At 63.3% G+C, this 16,148-nt stretch carries 16 protein-coding genes; 7 read left to right on the top strand and 9 right to left on the bottom strand.

The genetic code is table 11. From position 1 onward, the window contains the following. Positions 1-3: 3 nt before the first annotated feature. The 7 genes from cydB to JO965_RS10795 all read left to right on the top strand — a co-directional run bounded on the left by cydB (position 4) and on the right by JO965_RS10795 (position 8,518). Complete coding sequence (gene cydB, locus JO965_RS10825) at positions 4-1,011, top strand: cytochrome d ubiquinol oxidase subunit II (RefSeq protein ID WP_203443627.1); 1,008 nt, start codon at positions 4-6, stop codon at positions 1,009-1,011. A 209-nt stretch (positions 1,012-1,220) separates the two neighbouring features. Then, positions 1,221-2,129: a dicarboxylate transporter/tellurite-resistance protein TehA gene (tehA, locus tag JO965_RS10820; RefSeq protein WP_246776872.1), complete on the top strand. Its 909-nt coding sequence runs from the start codon at positions 1,221-1,223 to the stop codon at positions 2,127-2,129. Between the two features lie 1,129 nt (positions 2,130-3,258). Then, complete coding sequence (locus JO965_RS10815; RefSeq protein ID WP_203443625.1) at positions 3,259-3,819, top strand: hypothetical protein; 561 nt, start codon at positions 3,259-3,261, stop codon at positions 3,817-3,819. A 161-nt stretch (positions 3,820-3,980) separates the two neighbouring features. Next, positions 3,981-5,357 carry an efflux RND transporter periplasmic adaptor subunit gene (locus tag JO965_RS10810; protein ID WP_203443624.1) on the top strand — a complete coding sequence of 459 codons (1,377 nt, stop codon included), beginning with the start codon at positions 3,981-3,983 and terminating at the stop codon, positions 5,355-5,357. Continuing rightward, entirely contained in the window at positions 5,342-6,097 is a 756-nt protein-coding gene (locus JO965_RS10805; protein WP_246776810.1) for an ABC transporter ATP-binding protein, read from the top strand. The genes JO965_RS10810 and JO965_RS10805 overlap by 16 nt, the downstream gene beginning before the upstream one ends. A gap of 2 nt (positions 6,098-6,099) precedes the next feature. Next, entirely contained in the window at positions 6,100-7,329 is a 1,230-nt protein-coding gene (locus JO965_RS10800; RefSeq protein WP_246776809.1) for an ABC transporter permease, read from the top strand. Positions 7,330-7,465: 136 nt separating this feature from the next. Then, a complete protein-coding gene (locus tag JO965_RS10795; RefSeq protein ID WP_203443622.1) occupies positions 7,466-8,518 on the top strand; it encodes an IS110 family transposase in 1,053 nt (350 codons plus the stop codon). Between the two features lie 373 nt (positions 8,519-8,891). On the opposite strand, the gene JO965_RS10790 is transcribed toward JO965_RS10795, so the two are convergent. From JO965_RS10790 to JO965_RS10750, 9 genes are all read right to left on the bottom strand, one after another. Beyond that, positions 8,892-9,770, bottom strand: coding sequence for an arginase family protein (locus JO965_RS10790; RefSeq protein ID WP_203443621.1), 879 nt, complete (start codon positions 9,768-9,770; stop codon positions 8,892-8,894). A 113-nt stretch (positions 9,771-9,883) separates the two neighbouring features. Then, the gene (locus JO965_RS10785) at positions 9,884-10,294 is read right to left on the bottom strand and encodes a cupin domain-containing protein (protein ID WP_203443620.1); all 411 of its coding nucleotides are present in this window, start codon (positions 10,292-10,294) and stop codon (positions 9,884-9,886) included. A gap of 298 nt (positions 10,295-10,592) precedes the next feature. Continuing rightward, positions 10,593-11,237 (bottom strand): alpha/beta fold hydrolase, encoded by a 645-nt coding sequence (locus tag JO965_RS10780; RefSeq protein ID WP_246776808.1) that lies wholly within the window; start codon positions 11,235-11,237, stop codon positions 10,593-10,595. Continuing rightward, complete coding sequence (locus tag JO965_RS10775) at positions 11,164-11,433, bottom strand: alpha/beta fold hydrolase (protein WP_203443618.1); 270 nt, start codon at positions 11,431-11,433, stop codon at positions 11,164-11,166. The genes JO965_RS10780 and JO965_RS10775 overlap by 74 nt, the downstream gene beginning before the upstream one ends. A gap of 209 nt (positions 11,434-11,642) precedes the next feature. Further along, positions 11,643-12,530, bottom strand: a complete 888-nt coding sequence (locus tag JO965_RS10770) for a PhzF family phenazine biosynthesis protein (protein ID WP_203443617.1) — start codon at positions 12,528-12,530, stop codon at positions 11,643-11,645. Positions 12,531-12,973: 443 nt separating this feature from the next. After that, entirely contained in the window at positions 12,974-13,852 is an 879-nt protein-coding gene (locus JO965_RS10765; protein WP_203443616.1) for an MBL fold metallo-hydrolase, read from the bottom strand. Continuing rightward, the gene (locus JO965_RS10760; RefSeq protein ID WP_203443615.1) at positions 13,849-14,379 is read right to left on the bottom strand and encodes a hypothetical protein; all 531 of its coding nucleotides are present in this window, start codon (positions 14,377-14,379) and stop codon (positions 13,849-13,851) included. The genes JO965_RS10765 and JO965_RS10760 overlap by 4 nt, the downstream gene beginning before the upstream one ends. A gap of 41 nt (positions 14,380-14,420) precedes the next feature. Continuing rightward, positions 14,421-15,284 carry an alpha/beta hydrolase gene (locus JO965_RS10755; RefSeq protein WP_203443614.1) on the bottom strand — a complete coding sequence of 288 codons (864 nt, stop codon included), beginning with the start codon at positions 15,282-15,284 and terminating at the stop codon, positions 14,421-14,423. Between the two features lie 22 nt (positions 15,285-15,306). After that, entirely contained in the window at positions 15,307-16,131 is an 825-nt protein-coding gene (locus JO965_RS10750) for an alpha/beta fold hydrolase (RefSeq protein WP_371826872.1), read from the bottom strand. Between the last annotated feature and the right edge of the window lie 17 nt (positions 16,132-16,148).

Here is a 16,148-nt window from a genome sequence, read left to right as displayed (position 1 = left end):
GCCATGACCCCTGTTCTCGATCTTCCCACGCTCTGGGCCTTCGTCATCGCGTTCGCGGTCTTCGCCTACGTGGTCATGGATGGCTTCGATCTCGGCATCGGAATCCTGTTCCCGTTCTTCAGTCCGGGACCGGAGCGCGACAGCGCCATGAACTCGGTCGCCCCGGTCTGGGACGGCAACGAGACCTGGCTCGTGCTCGGCGGCGGCGGCCTCATGGCGGCCTTTCCGCTCGCCTATGCCATTATCCTGCCGGCCCTCTACGTGCCGATCATCGCCATGGTGCTGGCGCTGATCTTCCGTGGCGTCGCCTTCGAGTTCCGCTGGCGTGATCCCGGGCATCGCCGCTACTGGGACTTCGCCTTCACGACGGGATCGGTCATCGCCACGCTGGCGCAGGGCATCACGCTCGGTGCGTTGCTGCAAGGCATCGTGGTGGAAGGACGCTCCTATGCCGGCGGCTGGTGGGACTGGCTCACGCCCTTCAGCCTGCTGGTCGGCTTCAGTCTCGTGATCGGCTATGCCCTGCTCGGCGCGACGTGGCTGGTCATGAAGACCGAGGGAGCCATCCAGGACCACAGCTTCCGTCTTGCGGGCCGGCTTGCGATCGGACTGATCGCCTGCATCGGGCTGGTGAGCACGGCGACACCGTTCCTCAGCGGCGCCTACTACGAGCGCTGGTTCGCCTGGCCGCAGGTCCTGTTCACTGCCCAGGTGCCGTTACTGGTTGTCCTTTGCTCCGGGACGCTGCTGGTGGGGTTGTCGCGCCGCTGGGAGTACTGGCCGTTCCTGCTGACCCTGGGACTGTTCGCCCTTTGCCTCGTTGGGCTCGGCATCAGCATGTTCCCGTACGTGGTGCCGAACGCCGTGACGATCCACGAGGCCGCGGCGCCGCTTTCCAGCCTCCGGTTCATGCTGGTCGGCGCGAGTGCGCTGATCCCGATCATCCTTGCCTACACCGGCTACTCGTACTGGGTGTTTCGGGGCAAGACCGGACATGAGGGATATCATTGATGTGCGACGAGATCGAACCGAACTCTGCGTTACACCGATGGCTGTGGTTCGTCGGCCTCTGGGCCGCCGGCGTTGGCGCGACAGGAGCGGTCAGCCTCATCATAAGATTCTGGCTGGTCTAACGCCCCATGCAGGACCCGATGCAACGCAACCGAGCGCGATCAGCGCGTCTCGTGTCCCCGCCCGTCGTCCCGGCGACCTTCTTCGGCATGGTCCTCGGCCTGGGCGGGCTCGGCAACGGATGGCGCGCCGCTACCAGGGTGTGGGGCGCCCCCGTGGTTGTCGGCGAGGCCCTGTCCCTCGCCGCGGCGCTCGTCTGGCTCGCTTGGCTGGTACTGTACGTCCTGAAATGGGCGACCTCCCGCGAGGAGGCGTTCGCCGAATTCCGGCACCCGGTCCAGGTCTTCTTCATCGCGCTGGTCCCGGTGGCGACCCTCATCGCCAGCATCGCGGTCGTCCCGTACCTGCCCGTTATGGCGTGGACGATGTTCGTGCTGGGCGTCGCGGGCCAGGTCGTGTTCAGCGCCTGGCTCGTGGGCGAGCTATGGCAGGGCGGACGCCACACGGACGCAACCACCCCGACCCTGTACATGCCCACGGTCGGCGGATGCTTCGTCAGCGCCATCGCCTGCGGCTCCTTCGGCTACCCCGAAGCCGGATTGCTCTTCCTCGGGGCGGGCTTCCTGTCGCTTGTCGTGCTGGAATCGATCGTGCTGCACCGCTTGATGACCCATACGTTGCCCGTTGGCCTGCGTGCCACGATGGGCCTGCACCTTGCGACCCCTGCCGTGGGTTCCGTTGCGTATCTTGCCGTCACCGACGGCCCTCCGGACCGCTTCGTGCAGATGCTGCTCGGGTACGCCCTGCTCCAGACGCTCGTCATGCTGCGCCTTGTGCCGTGGCTGCGACAGCAGCCGTTCTCGCCTGCGGCCTGGGCCTATACCTTCGGCGTCTCTGCCCTGCCGCTCGCGGCCATCCGCTTCGTCGAGCGAGGGCAGACGGGGCCGATCGCCTTCTTCGCCATCCCGCTCTTCATCGGCGCCAACCTGGTCATCTGCTGGATTGCGCTGCGGACCCTACGACTCGCAATCAAGGGGCAACTCTTTCCCAGGTCATAATCTCGCTTCGTCCGAGGGCAAGAGCCTGAACACGGAATGTCAGTCGTGGGTCAAGCTCGGTAGTACCGCAGGCCTGAACGTAGGTCCGCTCATCCCAGCAGTGCGGAAGTACGGCTAAGGTCAGCCCCGTGCCACGAGCGGTCATACGCGGCCGGAGAGACGAAGTCAGTGCAGCATCCCGCGCGTTCAGCCGAAGAGGGCGCGAGCGTGCGGCGCATGTCGACCAGCTTCTCGCAGCGGGGTACATTGGCATCTGCCTCTGGCAGCGCCATTTGCTCATAGCCTGTCGCGTATCTGGTGTCAGCAATCACGGTCATTCGTAGTCTGGCGCGAATGATAATAGCTTGGCGCCGCGCACCGCACCGGGGGAGAGGCCGTAGAGCAATGGCATGACCGAGGCCTTCGTCCGGACGATCAAGTGCGATTGCATTCGGGTGGGTCCGGCCCCAGATACCCGCACGGTGATGGAGAGCCTCCCCTTATGGTTTGAGCGCATAATTCCCGCACAAGGCGATCGGCTTTCGTTCCCAGCGTGAGTTCTTGTCCCACGTCAATCAAGATGATCGGTTCGATCTTTCGGGGCAACAATACCGATTCGGTATGTAGAGCACGCCTTCCCGAAGGTAAGAAACTCCTGACAGGCAGGTAATGTTCTTGCCGCCGGTTGAATTATATTTCGACGCTCACCTACAAGTTCATCACAACCATTGCTGCGCCACGGTTGTGAAGAAACTTTTCGCTCCGAAGGACTATTCCAATAGTGGTATCAGAAAGCAGATGTTTACAGCAAGAAACTTTTTATTTCTAGGACTCCCTAAACATAATACATCTTAAGGGTTAGTATTATTAGTTGAGTCAAGGGACGATCAAGGGCTGAGTAAAGCATAATAGCTCAAATTTTATCTATTGACCTAACAGCGAAGGTGTGCCTCTACTTACTTCGCGCTGCAGCGATAGTCAGAGTTGCTATCCTCCCAGACGCAGTATTGAGCCCGCATATCTATAGCAGAACAACGATGACATGCCTTCGATCATCAAGGGCATGCCGCGACAGACTTGTTAACGTCTTCAGTTAACATTCGCAATTTAAGCTCATACGCACGATCTAAAGATCAGAGGGAATATTATCATGACCGGGAAACGCAATTTCCTGTGCACTGGGCTGTGCACGGCAACCCTTCTTCTCGCCGCAACGGGAGCCATGGCTGCACCGGTTGATCGCGTCGGCAACGACAATACGATCAACGGCTCGACGTTCAACAAGGGCGAATCGGCGACGGGACCTCAGATGAACCGGTGCTGGGGGGAGATGGCCTCGCAACTGGCTAAACTCCCGACCGATAGCGCGGTGGGCGCCAATGGCAGCGGAATGGGCATCCACTCCAAGAGCGCTAACACCCCGCAAGACACGTTCCGCGACTCCACATTTGGTGGGACGGGCCCTCGCCTTGGCATCGGCAACGCCAGTTCCCTAGACGGAGGCCCCCACGGGGTCTCACCGGCAGATGGCGGCAATGGCCAACATGCGATCAACAACGGTAGCACCACGACCGAGGGCGTATCGTTCATCGGCAACGTAGGTTTCTCGCAGTTCGCCGATCCACTGACAGGCGAAATTACCACGACCTTTGGTGGAACCGCCGATCCGGTGACAACACTGCATTGCAGCCTAGAGCAGCCAGTTCCCTAGGCCAAAGCCGGTTTGCCCAAGTCACAGCCTTCGTCCCGCCGCGGCACCCCGCGGCGGGTCCCTTGCTCAACTCGGGGCCACGCGACGGCCGTTATACTGTGGTCACGTCCAGGAGCACGCAGCGCAAAAGCAGCATCGCCAGAAGCATGTGGGGCTGAGCTATGAAACGTCGCTATTGGATCTTGGTCCTGGGAACGGCGCTCGGCTCCGCCGCCTCCCTGGTGCCGCCTAGTGCTATCCCCGGCGCGCTCCAGCCGGCCGCACCTGCCCCTCAGTACATCACCGCTCCGGTCGACCGGGGCGACATCCGCACCACTCTGTCGGCGACCGGCACCCTCAACGCCGTTGGGACTGTCAAGGTAAGCTCCCAGCTCTCGGGCCAGATTGCCGAGGTGCTGGTCGACTTCAACGACCGCGTCACAAAAGGTCAGCCTGTGGCCCGCCTCGACACCACGGCCTTCGAGGCCCGGGTGCGGCAGGCCCAGGCCGCGCTTGACAGCGCCAAAGCGCGGGTCGTCATGGCCAAGGCTGGTATCGACCGCATGGCGGCCGGCCTCCTCCGCGCCCGCTCGGCCGTCCAGATGGCGCACGCCAACGTCGAAGGGGCGCGGGCCCGGGCGGAGAACGCCCGCCGTGACTTCGCGCGCAAGCAGACGCTCGTCGAACGCTCGACGATGTCGCAGGCCGCCGGTGACAGCGCCCTGGTGTCGGTTCAGTCGGCCGAGGCGGCGCTGCAGGCGGCCGAGGCCGAGCGCACTGGCGCCGACTCCGCCTTGCTGGCTGCCGGAGCCGACCACCGGTCCGCGGCCTCGCAACTCGCCTTCGCCGAGGCCCTGCTCAAGCAGCAGGCGGCCGTGCTCGACCAAGCCGAGGCCGATCTGGCGAACAGTGTCATTCGTGCGCCCGCCGACGGGGAGGTCATCGGCAAGGATGTTGATCGTGGTCAGATCGTCGCCGCCAGCCTGTCGGCGCCGACCCTGTTCGTCATCGCCCAGGATCTGCGCCAGATGGAGGTTCACGCCCGGGTCGACGAAGCTGACATCGGCCGCATCCGGCCCGGGCAGGCCGCCGCCTTCACCGTCGATGCCAGTCCCGGCCGGGCCTTCGCCGCCAAGGTTGCCCAGATCCGCAAGGCGCCGAGCCTGGTCCAGAACGTGGTCACCTACACCGTGGTGCTGTCGGCCTCGAACCCCGACCTGGCGCTGCTGCCCGGCATGACTGCCCTGGCGCAGATCACCATCGACCAGGCCAAGGACGTGCTGCGCATTCCCAACGCGGCCCTGCGCTTCCGGCCCCCCGGGACGGCCACACCGGGCGCCGCCCAGGCGTCCGAGGGTGGCATCACTGCCGTTTGGGTGTTGGACGGCGGCCGCCCCGTCAAGGTCCCGGTCCGGACCGGACGGAGCAACGCCAGCGCCACCGAAATCGTCGCCGGCTCGCTGCACCCGGAGCAGCAGGTGATCGTCGGCGTCGCGGCAGCGCGGGCTGATGGCTCGCTCCTTAGCCGCCTGGGAGGCGCCCTGTGGCCGCGCCGCTGATCCAAGCCACCAATCTTTGTAAGGAGCACAGACTTGGCGACACTACCGTCGCGGCGCTGCGCGGCGTCAGCCTCACCCTCGAGACGGGGGAGTTCATCGCCATCATGGGGCCGTCTGCCTCCGGCAAGTCGACCCTGATGCACCTGCTCGGCCTGCTGGATCATCCGTCCGCCGGCGGCTGTCTCCTCCTCGCCGGGCGCGACGTCATGAACTTGAATCCGGACGAGCGCGCGCGGGTCCGGGCCCAAGAGATCGGCTTCATCTTTCAGGCGTTCAACCTGCTCGGACGCAGCACCGCAATCGAGAACGTGGAACTGGCCATGACGTATGCCGGCATCCCCAGGAGCGAACGGCGACGCCGGGCAGCGATGGCTCTCGAGAAAGTCGGGCTTGGCCACCGTCAGCACCATTGGCCTGGTCAGCTATCCGGCGGGGAGCAGCAAAGGGTGGCGATTGCACGAGTGCTCGCGGCAGGACCGGGCCTGATTCTCGCCGATGAGCCCACGGGCGCCCTCGACACCGCCACGGGGCGCGAGATCATGGCTCTGCTCCAAGATCTGAACCGAGCGGGGCGGACCATTATCCTCGTCACTCATGACCCTGCGGTGGCTGGTTATGCGCAGCGCATCGTGCGGATGCAGGACGGGTGCGCCATCAGCGACGGACCAGTTGTCCGTGACGATGGCTCTAAAGGCATGATCTCACAGGACTTGGCTGTCTCAGAGATGGTGGCGTCATGAACATGGCGGAAACCATCCGCATCGCTTGGCGTGCCATCAGGGCCAACCTCCTGCGCAGCACATTGACGATGCTTGGGATGATCATCGGCGTGGCCGCCCTAATCACTATGGTGGCGATTGGCAGTGGAGCTCAGAGCCAGATCGACGAGCAGATCCGCTCGCTTGGCGCCAACCTCTTGATGATCCAACCAGGTTCGTCAAACCAAGGCGGTGTGCGCCTGGGAGCGGGTTCGCGTCAGAGTCTGACCGAAGAGGATGCAGCCGCAATAGCGAGCGAAGTGCCTGGGGTCGTCGTTGCAGCGCCAACGACTTCAGGAGCCATCCAGGTCGTGCATGGCAATGCCAACTGGTCCACCCTCGCCGGCGGCATCACTCCGGCCTATCTGGTCGCGCGCGACTGGCGAGTCGAGACGGGACGCGGCTTCACTCTTGATGAGGTCGACACCGCCGCCAAGGTAGTCCTGCTCGGAGGGGCTGTCGTCGACAAGCTGTTTGAGGACAAGGACCCTCTCGGCCAAGTGGTTCGGATAGCCAATGTTCCGTTCACCGTAATCGGGGTTCTGACCAGGAAAGGGCAGAACGCAGGTAATGGCCGCGACCAGGATGATGTTGTACTGATCCCGTTGTCTACCGCCAAGCTCCGCGTACTCGGGAGCAACAAGGTGAGCCGGAATGCAGTAGATTTCATTATGGTCAAGGTCGTCTCGGACGAGGCGAGCGTCTCGGCGCAAGAGCAGATCCACCGATTGCTGCGGCAGCGGCACAGGCTGTCCGCCGAGGCGCCGGATGATTTCCAGATCCGCAAGCCATCGGAAACCATGGAGGCTCGCGCGGCGGCTACCCGCTCTCTCACCTTCCTGTTGGCTGCCATCGCCTCGGTTTCGCTGGTGGTTGGCGGGATCAGCATCATGAACATCATGCTGGTCTCGGTCACCGAGCGGACCCGTGAGATTGGCCTGCGCCAGGCGCTTGGGGCACGCCGACGAGATGTTCGGAACCAATTTTTGGTCGAATCTACCATGCTATGCGTGTTGGGCGGCCTGCTCGGAGTGGGTGTGGGCGTGCTCGTGGCAGTTGGGATTGGCAAGTTGGCGGGGTGGCCGATTTGGGTGAGCCCGGCGTCGATTGCACTTGGGTTTGCCTTTTCCGGGGCCATCGGAGTGTTCTTCGGGTTCTATCCTGCCCACAAAGCCGCGCTGCTGGATCCCATTGAGGCACTCCGTTTCGAATAGGATGGATCTTCGGGTGAGCCCTTTGGCGGCACAGTTGGACGTCTGCTCTTGTTCCCCAAGGACTGCTAATGGGATGGACCGGCCGTGCTTACCGGCGCACCCTTCATCAGGGGCGCCCAGCACGAGGATCTGAGCCATGCCTAAAGCCCCGCTTCCGCCCATTGCCACCCTTGGCATCGACATCGGCAAGAACAGCTTCCACCTCATCGGCCTGGATGTCCGTGGCGCCATCGTTCTGCGCCAGAAGCTCTCGCGTGGACAGGTTGAGCAGCGCCTCGCCAATATGCCAACGTGTCTGATCGGCATGGAAGCCTGCGTCGGCGCCCACCATCTCAGCCGTCAGTTGCTGGCCCTTGGCCATGACGTGAAGCTGATCCCCGCCCAGTTCGTGAAGCCCTTCCGTAAGAGCCACAAAAATGATTTCCGCGATGCCGAGGCCATTGCTGAAGCCGTGGAGCGTCCCACGATGCGCTTCGTGCCTACGAAGACAGTCGAGCAACTCGACCTGCAAGCTCTGCATCGTGTTCGCGCCCGCTTGGTCAGCCAGCGCACGGCCGTGGTCAACCAGATCCGCGCCTTCCTGCTCGAGCGCGGGATTGCGGTGCGACAGGGCTTGCGATCCCTGCGCCAAGCGCTGCCGGACATTCTCGCCCAGCGCACCGATGTCCTCACGCCGCGCATGGTACGCCTGATCGAAGGCTTGATGCAGGACTGGCATCACTTGGATGAGCGCATCGATGCTGTCACCGACGAGATTGAAGCTCTCGTAGCGGCAGACGAAGCCTGCCAGCGTTTGATGAGCGTGCCAGGCGTGGGACCGATCATCGCCAGCGCCATGGTAGCCGCCATTGGCAACGGCGCCGCCTTTAGCCGAGGACGTGATTTCGGCGCCTGGCTCGGGTTGGTGCCCAAACAGACGTCAACGGGCGACCGCACGATCCTGGGCCGCCTGTCGAAGCGCGGCAACAGCTACCTGCGCTCGCTCCTGGTTCAGGCCGCTCGCGTGCTGCTGCTCTGGCCGGCCAAGTGGCGCCAACACAGTTTCGGGGCATGGCTCACCGCCGCGTCCACACGCCTGCACCACAACGTGCTGGCGGCGGCTTTAGCCAACAAGCTGGCGCGGATTGCCTGGAGCGTGCTGAGCCAGAACCGCACCTATGAACCACGGACAGCGGCTGTAATGGGTTGAGGGCAGCATCGCCCCTCCCCTGCATCAACCGCCTGGAACTCGCCGAGGTCTGCGAGAGGAACACGAGATGGAGAACGGTCGCGCCGTCGCATCTGGGCTCTGGTGACCCGTTTGGCCATGAAGGGCCGGTCCGCTTATGAGAACCGATGCGCGCGGATATCCATGATGGCCAGGAGCAATCGCTCCACATGGGCCGGATACATTAGCGCAAGACCAACCTCGCCATCTCGAAAAGCCTCTTGCGACGCACGGCCGGTCCATACATTCGGGTCAGGAACCGAGATTTCCTGCGCTTTCGGAACGTCCGCTTCTGAGGATTGCTGCCTTCGAGCTTAGGTCTCAGGCGTGCCTGGAGCTGCCGTTCCTTGCCGCCTTATCCATGGCCAAGAAGCGGCAGCGAGCGCAGTGAGTCCGACAACTTGATCGCGCTCCAAGGCATGTATTCGGTGATGGCCAGTCCCACGATGTCGGCTTCCGCCGCAACCGTATTGAGGATCGCCGCGACCTCCTCAAACCGCATCCGACCCTTGGGCACGTCATCATAGGTGCCCGGTGCGGCATAGGGATCGTGGAACAGGAGAAAGTCGTAGAGCGCGGGATCGAGGACATCGACATCGAAGTGGACCGCCACCTTCGTCGTCCCCGAGGCGCGCAGCCATTCCAGAACGCGCTCGGGCGAGCCTGCCAAGTCCTCCGGGCTAAGATGGGCGATCCCATGCGCGTGGATGAAGGCGGTCTCGCCAGGCGAGGTCTCGGTCAACCCGACATAGAGGACGCACCTCGGATCTACCGGCCGACGCACGGCCGCCACGAATGCGGGATCGCCTTCGCCCATGAGCGTCGCCAGCACATGCGTGTGGGCGTACCGGTTCTCCGCCGGAGGCATGATGTCCGGATGGGCGTCAATCCAGAGCACGGCTAGGTTGTCGCCATAGCGCTCGCTGAGATAGGCGATGGGCGCCAGATCGACGTGGCAGTCTCCGCCCAGCGTCACGATGGCCTCCGGTTTGTGCCGGGCGATGGCCGAGCGGGCGGCGGCGAGCTGTTCGAGCAAGATCTCGCGCGAGACGATGCCGCCCTCGACGGGCCGCTCGTCCTCCCTGGCGCGGGGAACCGGGACGGTCTCCTCCGGCCCCTGCGGCTCGGGTGCAATCGCGGCCAGCACCCGTCCTCCAATGCGGTAGTTGGGCCGGTCGCCACCCTGCCACTGCGGCAGGTTGAGGCGCAGAACCTTCCGCGGGTCGACGGCCATGGCGCGGCTCCTCGTCCTTACGATGCGCCAGGACATAGCGCGTGCGAGCAATCCGACAAACGGAGCGCGCGCGCCAGACATCGCGGAAAGCCAATTTTGAAGGACGTTTGCTCCTAGGCTGTGCTGGCCCGCAGCTCGCTCCAAGGCGCCTCACCGGACATATCGACCTGCTCCACTCCCAAGTCGCCAACACAGGGCCCGAGAATGGCAATGACCTTGGCGTCCTCCGTGCCGATATTGAAGGTCGCGTGCACGACCTTGGGAGGCATGAAGACGCTGTCTCCTGGGCTGAGAATACGCTTCTCCTGCTCGATCCAGTGTTCGACGGTGCCTGACACCACGTAGATGAGTTCTTCCTGATCGGCGTGATAGTGGAAGCTGTGTCCCTTGCCGGGGAAGAAGGTGCCTTCGAGCACGGTGAACCTGCCGGCGCCGGTCGAGGCCGGATGGCTCAGCCAGCCGAGCCGCATGATGTCCAGCTCCTCCCGCCTGACGTCACCCTTGAGTATGAACTTGCCAGGCATAGGTCGTCTCCCTCGATCCCCAACCCGCAGTCAGGATGCGCCCAAAGCGGCATGAGCGGAAGGAGGGCAATCGGGGCTGCGCGTGCATGAACCGCAGGTCCAATATTAACAGAACGAGGCGTCATGGAATGCAGAATTGGGTTACGGAGCGACGAACAGCAGATGAAATGACGGTCCGTTTACTGCTTCATGAGCAGACCAAAGTGTTCCTTCCGCGTCTGCCAGGATTTGAGCTTTCCGGGTCTCGGTTCGATCTGGCATTCGGTAGCAGAGGCCACCAACAGTCGCTCTACTTCTCTCACGTCGTGCGATCGAGTTCCTCGACCACAGCCGAGAAACCATGAGGGCTCTCCTGCGGCCAAAGATGCCCGACACCCGGTACTTCCACGTGCCGGGCATGACGGATGCACCGTGCGGCAGCGAGGGAGGGGATGGCGAAGACGGGTCTGGTCAAACCACCGTGGACAATCGAGACCGGCATCCTCAATGTCGTGAGATCCTCACAGGTGATCTTCGGGGGTGGCTCCTGAGCCATCAGGCACGGCAGTGAGTGAAGGTTGTCGCGGATGATGGTTCGGTATTCCGGACTTTGACGGTCCAAATAGCCATCCCCACCGGAGCCGTCGATCATCAGTCGAGCGGCTTCTTCCAGATTGCCCGCACTTGCGGCGGTGGCAATCGGTCCATAGATGGCCTGGGCATCCCGTCCGAACGCAGCCACTTCTTCCGGATCGGTGACATAGCTCGGCACGCCCGGTTCGTAGACCATCACACGTCGGAACAGATCCGGCCGCCGCAGCGCGGCCTCGAAGGCGGCATGACCGGAATAGGACCAAGCCACGAGGTACACCGGGGCAAGTCCGAGAGCCTCAATGAAAGAGAGCCTCAATGAAAGCAAGGAGGTCCTCGGCGTGCGTGGTGACGCCGAACGGGGGGCCCTCATCGCGCCACGAGACGCGACCGAAGTAGCGCTGGGTGTAGCCGATGCAGCGGTAGCGGCCTGACAATATCTCGCTATGTCCTTGCCAGGTCCTGAGGTCACCAAGCGCTCCGTGCAGGAACAGGATAGGCGGACCATCGCCGACATCGAAGTATTCGAAGACATCGCCGTTCAGGGTAGCGCGACGGAGTTCATTCATGGCGGTTTCCGGTCTGATCGCCGCAGTTTCACTCGTGAGGTGTAAGGAATGTTACTCTAAAGCTCAGTATGCACGGTGCCAGGCTATCCGGATTTCGTTCGTCAATAGGAATATGCGCCCTGCCCGTATCAGGCGAAGGAGAATTGATGGCTTATATCGCCTGTGCAGGTTTGATCCCGCAAAGGGATGCTCTTGGAGCACTCAGTCCTCTAAAGCAGGGCCTCGCCCCGGAACATCGGGGTGCAACTGCCGCCGACGCGCGAGCGATAGCCATCCTCGGCGCGCCACGAGGTTACCTTGAGCAAGCTCGGCCGGCCCATCTCGACGCCCTGAGTGATCGTGAAGGCGGCCTTGTCGCCGCCGTCGAGCGAGAGCAGCAGCGCGCCCAGCGTGGCGCTGGCACTGCCTGTCGCCGGGTCCTCCCAAGTGCCCGCGAGCGGTGCGAACATCCGCGCTCGGATCGTATCGCCGTCACGCGCATAGAGGAACAGTGACAAGCGTCCGGCCAATTCGCTATGCAGCCGCACGAGCTTGCGAAAAGCGGTGAGATCGGGCGTCGCCCTGGCAAGAGCTTCCGGCGCGACCTGCGTCAGCACGAACTTGACGCCGACCGAGGCCTGCACCGGCTTGTGGGCCGCTGTAACGATATCGGTGACGGAAAGCCCGGCGCAGGCGGCGATCTCGTCGATCGGCAACTCCATGCCGAGGGACAAGGCCTGCGGCGCCGCGATCACCGCCCCTGTCACGGCTCCTCCTGCATCGCGCTCCACTGCGATCTCGACGAGGCCAGCCTTCTGCTCGAAGCGCAGCACGCCGTCGCGGTCGCGGCCCTGGCGCGCCAGCACACACGCCGTGCCGACATTGGGATGGCCGGCAAAGGGCATCTCGGCCGTGCGATGGAAGATGCGCACACGGGCATCATTGGCTGGATCGTCGGCGGGCAGGACGAACGTTGTCTCGCTGTAGTTCATCTCCGCCGCCAGCGCCTGCATCTGCCCGTCGGAAAGCCCCTGCGCATCGGTGAAGACAGCCAGCGGATTGCCACCGAAGGGGCGGTCGGTGAAGACGTCGACAGTCTCGTACGGAAAGCGAGGCACAGCAAGCTCCGAAGTCGGATTGGGCTCAGCCGATCCCTAGCAGCGAAACCGGCTGAAAACCAATGCAGCGATGGAATGCGACCTATCACCTTTGCTGATCGTAGTCGGAGGCAGGACCGCAGAAAGCGCGCCAGTCGTCTCCGTCTGTTGACCGAGGGCACCAAGGCGGAGGCCCCCTCAATTGCACAATGCATCTTCTCTCAATCAGGACATGGTGCATCTACGCTATACCTATGAGGCGCGCAAATTCCTGAGGACAGTTCAGCGGCTACATCAATGTCCCAGACGTCCGGAATGGGTCAAAGAGTAACAAACAGCAAATGAAATGAAGGTCTGCTCACCACCTCATGAACTGACCAAAGCGCTCCTTCCGAGATGTGCCAACGGACCAAGCAGCCGTTCCAATCAACGAGCATGTCGCCCCCGGAGAGTAGGGCTTGGACTCAACTCGAGGCAGGCACATACCGATATGCGTTGCCGTACCTCTCCACCCTACCCAGTCCAGGATAGGTGAAGTGGTAGCCAAGCAGCAGCAGGCGGTCGGCCGCGGCGCGGTCCACGAAACGTTGCCGGGTGGCCGAGCCCATATCCTGGTCCGTGTCATTGCCGAAGCGCCAGGCCGGATGCTCGAAGGAGACAATCTGGTTGGTAACCACATCTCCACTCACGACCATGGTCTCGGGTCCAGCAAAAGCGTACGACAGATGACCAGGTGTATGGCCTGGTGTCGCGATGACCTGGAGACCCGGCATGATCTCGTCACCGTTCCTCACCGGGACGATGCGGTCACGGACTGCGGCCAGGTCGCGTTGGGCTCCCCTGGCGAAGTCGTGCAGCACGGGGGGTATCGAGGATGCATAGTCTGGATCCATCCAGAAGTCCCATTCGCTTGCTCCGACATAGTACGTGGCGTTCGGGAACCGCGGCTTGCCGTCCGGGCCGAGCATGCCCCAGACGTGATCGGGATGCGCATGGGTGAGCAGCACCTTGGTGATCGCACGATTATCGAATCCTGCGGCCTGAAGGGATTGCGCAAGCCGACCCTCGGTCGGCTGGAATTTCCCGCCACCCCCAAGGTCGATCAGGATCAGGTCCTCTCCCGAACGGATCAGCGGGATGTTGGCATTGGCGCGGATCGTTCCGGCGCTCCCGCAGAGACGTCGTTCGATGTCGCGCCATTCTTCCGGCGTGGCCTCGGGAGCCACGATTTCGGCGGGTAGCGCAAAGTGCCCATCGCTCAGCACCGTCACATCGAAGGCTCCATGCCGGAATGCGAAGGGTGCCCGATCAGGAAGGGATGCGGTGCGATCAAGCGTCATCATGAATCTTCTGGTTCATTGCCGGCCCGCAATGCCGCCAGCAGGGCTCGGATCGCGGAAGGCAGGCTTGCTCCGCCGTTGCTGAGAAGTGTCAGGCCACCAGCCCTTCCCCCGGGCGCGACACCGGATCTGCTGCAAATTGCAGCGACGGGCTTGCCCGACTTCAGGAACGCTCCGACCAGGGCATGGGTGTCGCTGCCGTTCGGCTCCCACACGGGGCCGACGCCTCCGATCACTACGCAGGCCTCGAAGTCCTCGACGAAGACATCGCGAAGCGGAAGCGTGTCTGCGACCTCGTCCCTGGCCTGTCGGTCCGACAGGAACCTGGCTATCAACTCGCTTCCGCTGCCCTGGCCTGGCGCGGGCCGGCTCAGCCACGGATAGCCACCGGCCTCCGAGGCGATCAGCAGCCGCGCACCTGCCGCCACCAGGGCGTAGTACACCGCCAGGAAATCCTCGAACGGATCGGGATCCGGCACCATCGCCGGATCGACGACGATCAGGATGGAGCTCGACGTTGTCTCCGGCATGGCCGCTTCTTTCCCCTGTGCAGGACCTCATGTGCAGGACCTCAGCCGACCGCTAAAACCCTTCCCGTCACCGGAAGCCGGGCATCCAGCCATTCGACGACATCCGCCAGGACGCGCTCGCGGCCGAGGTCGTTGAAGAGGTCATGGCTTTGCCCGTCATAGAGCTTGAGCGTCTTGTCCCTGGATCCGGCCTTCCCGTGAAACTCCTGGCTGCCGCCCGGACGCGTGACCTTGTCCTCGGTTCCATGCAGGATCAGGACCGGAAGCCTGATCGAGGCGAATACCGCCTTGAGCCTGTCGTTCGCCTTTGACAGAGCGGCGACCGTCGCCATCGGCTGCACCTCGCCAGCGATCAGCGGGTCGGCATCCATGAGGGCCACGACAGCGGGATCGCGCGAGAAGTCGCGGTTCTTCAGCCGGAGCATGGGAAGGCGCGGCACGATCCGGCTGATGGCCTTGATGACAGCCAGCAGGAAGTCCGGTGCGTAGACCTGGTAGGCAAAGCTCTCGCAGATGAAGCCTGCGAGCCGCTTCTGGTTGTCGAGCGCATAGGTCGACGAAACCACGCCGCCGGCGCTGTGACCGAAGAGGAACAGGGGCAGATCGCCCTCGCGGCGGCGCGCCAGCTCGATCACGGCGGATACATCGCCAACATACTCATCGACGTCGGTGATGAAGAAGCGTTCGCCGCCTGACCGCCCGCGGCCGCGCAGGTCGAGGGCATAGACCGCAAACCCGCTCGCGACCAGTTGCTCCGCAAGCCAGTGGTAATAGCCGCTGTGGGACTTCACCCCATGGCAGATCGCCACCACTGCCCTGGGCGGACCGGGGGGATGCCAGGACCGCACAAAGATCCGCAGCCCGTTTTCCCGATCCAGGAATTCCTCGTTCGCTTTCATGGTCATTGCACCCACCCTGTCGTATCGGTCAGCCCTTGATGAAGGCCAGGAGATCGGGATTGACGACGTCCGGATGCGTCGTGCACAGCCCGTGCGGAAGCCCCTCGTAGACCTTGAGCGTCCCGTGCTTCAGGAGCTTCACGGACAGCGGCGCGGAATCCGCGAACGGGACGATCTGATCGTCGTCGCCGTGCATCACCAGCGTGGGAACGTCGATCTCTTTCAGATCCTCGGTGAAGTCGGTCTCGGAGAAGGCCTTGATGCAGTCATACTGTGCCTTGATGCCGCCCATCATGCCCTGGCGCCACCAGTTGTCGATCACCCCTTGCGAGACCTTGGCACCGGGACGGTTGAAGCCGTAGAAGGGCCCGGCTGGGACATCGACATAGAACTGCGCCCGGTTCGCGGCGACCGCCGCACGGAAGCCGTCGAACACCTCCAGCGGCAACCCGCCGGGGTTCTTCTCCGACTTGACCATGATGGGTGGTACCGCGCCGATCAGGACCGCCTTGGAAACGCGTCCCGGCTCTGCGCGGGCAACGTAGCGCGCCACCTCGCCGCCGCCTGTGGAATGGCCGATATGGATCGCATCCCGGAGATCGAGGGCTTTCGCGAGCTGCACGACGTCATCGGCATAGGTATCCATCTCGTTGCCGTGAGCGGTCTGGGTCGAGCGACCGTGGCCACGGCGGTCATGGGCGATGACGCGATAGCCCTGATGCAGGAAGAACAGCATCTGGCTGTCCCAGTCATCGGCACTGAGCGGCCAGCCATGATGGAAGACGATGGGCTGCCCGCTGCCCCAGTCCTTGTAGAAGATTTCCGTGCCGTCCTTCATCGTGATCGTCGCCATCGTTCTGTCTCCTTCAG

This window comes from Microvirga sp. VF16, assembly GCF_016864375.1.
In the GTDB taxonomy this organism is placed as follows: domain Bacteria; phylum Pseudomonadota; class Alphaproteobacteria; order Rhizobiales; family Beijerinckiaceae; genus Microvirga.
The sequence above is the reverse complement of the archived record's forward strand: the minus strand, read 5'-3'. Positions and strand labels throughout refer to the sequence as shown.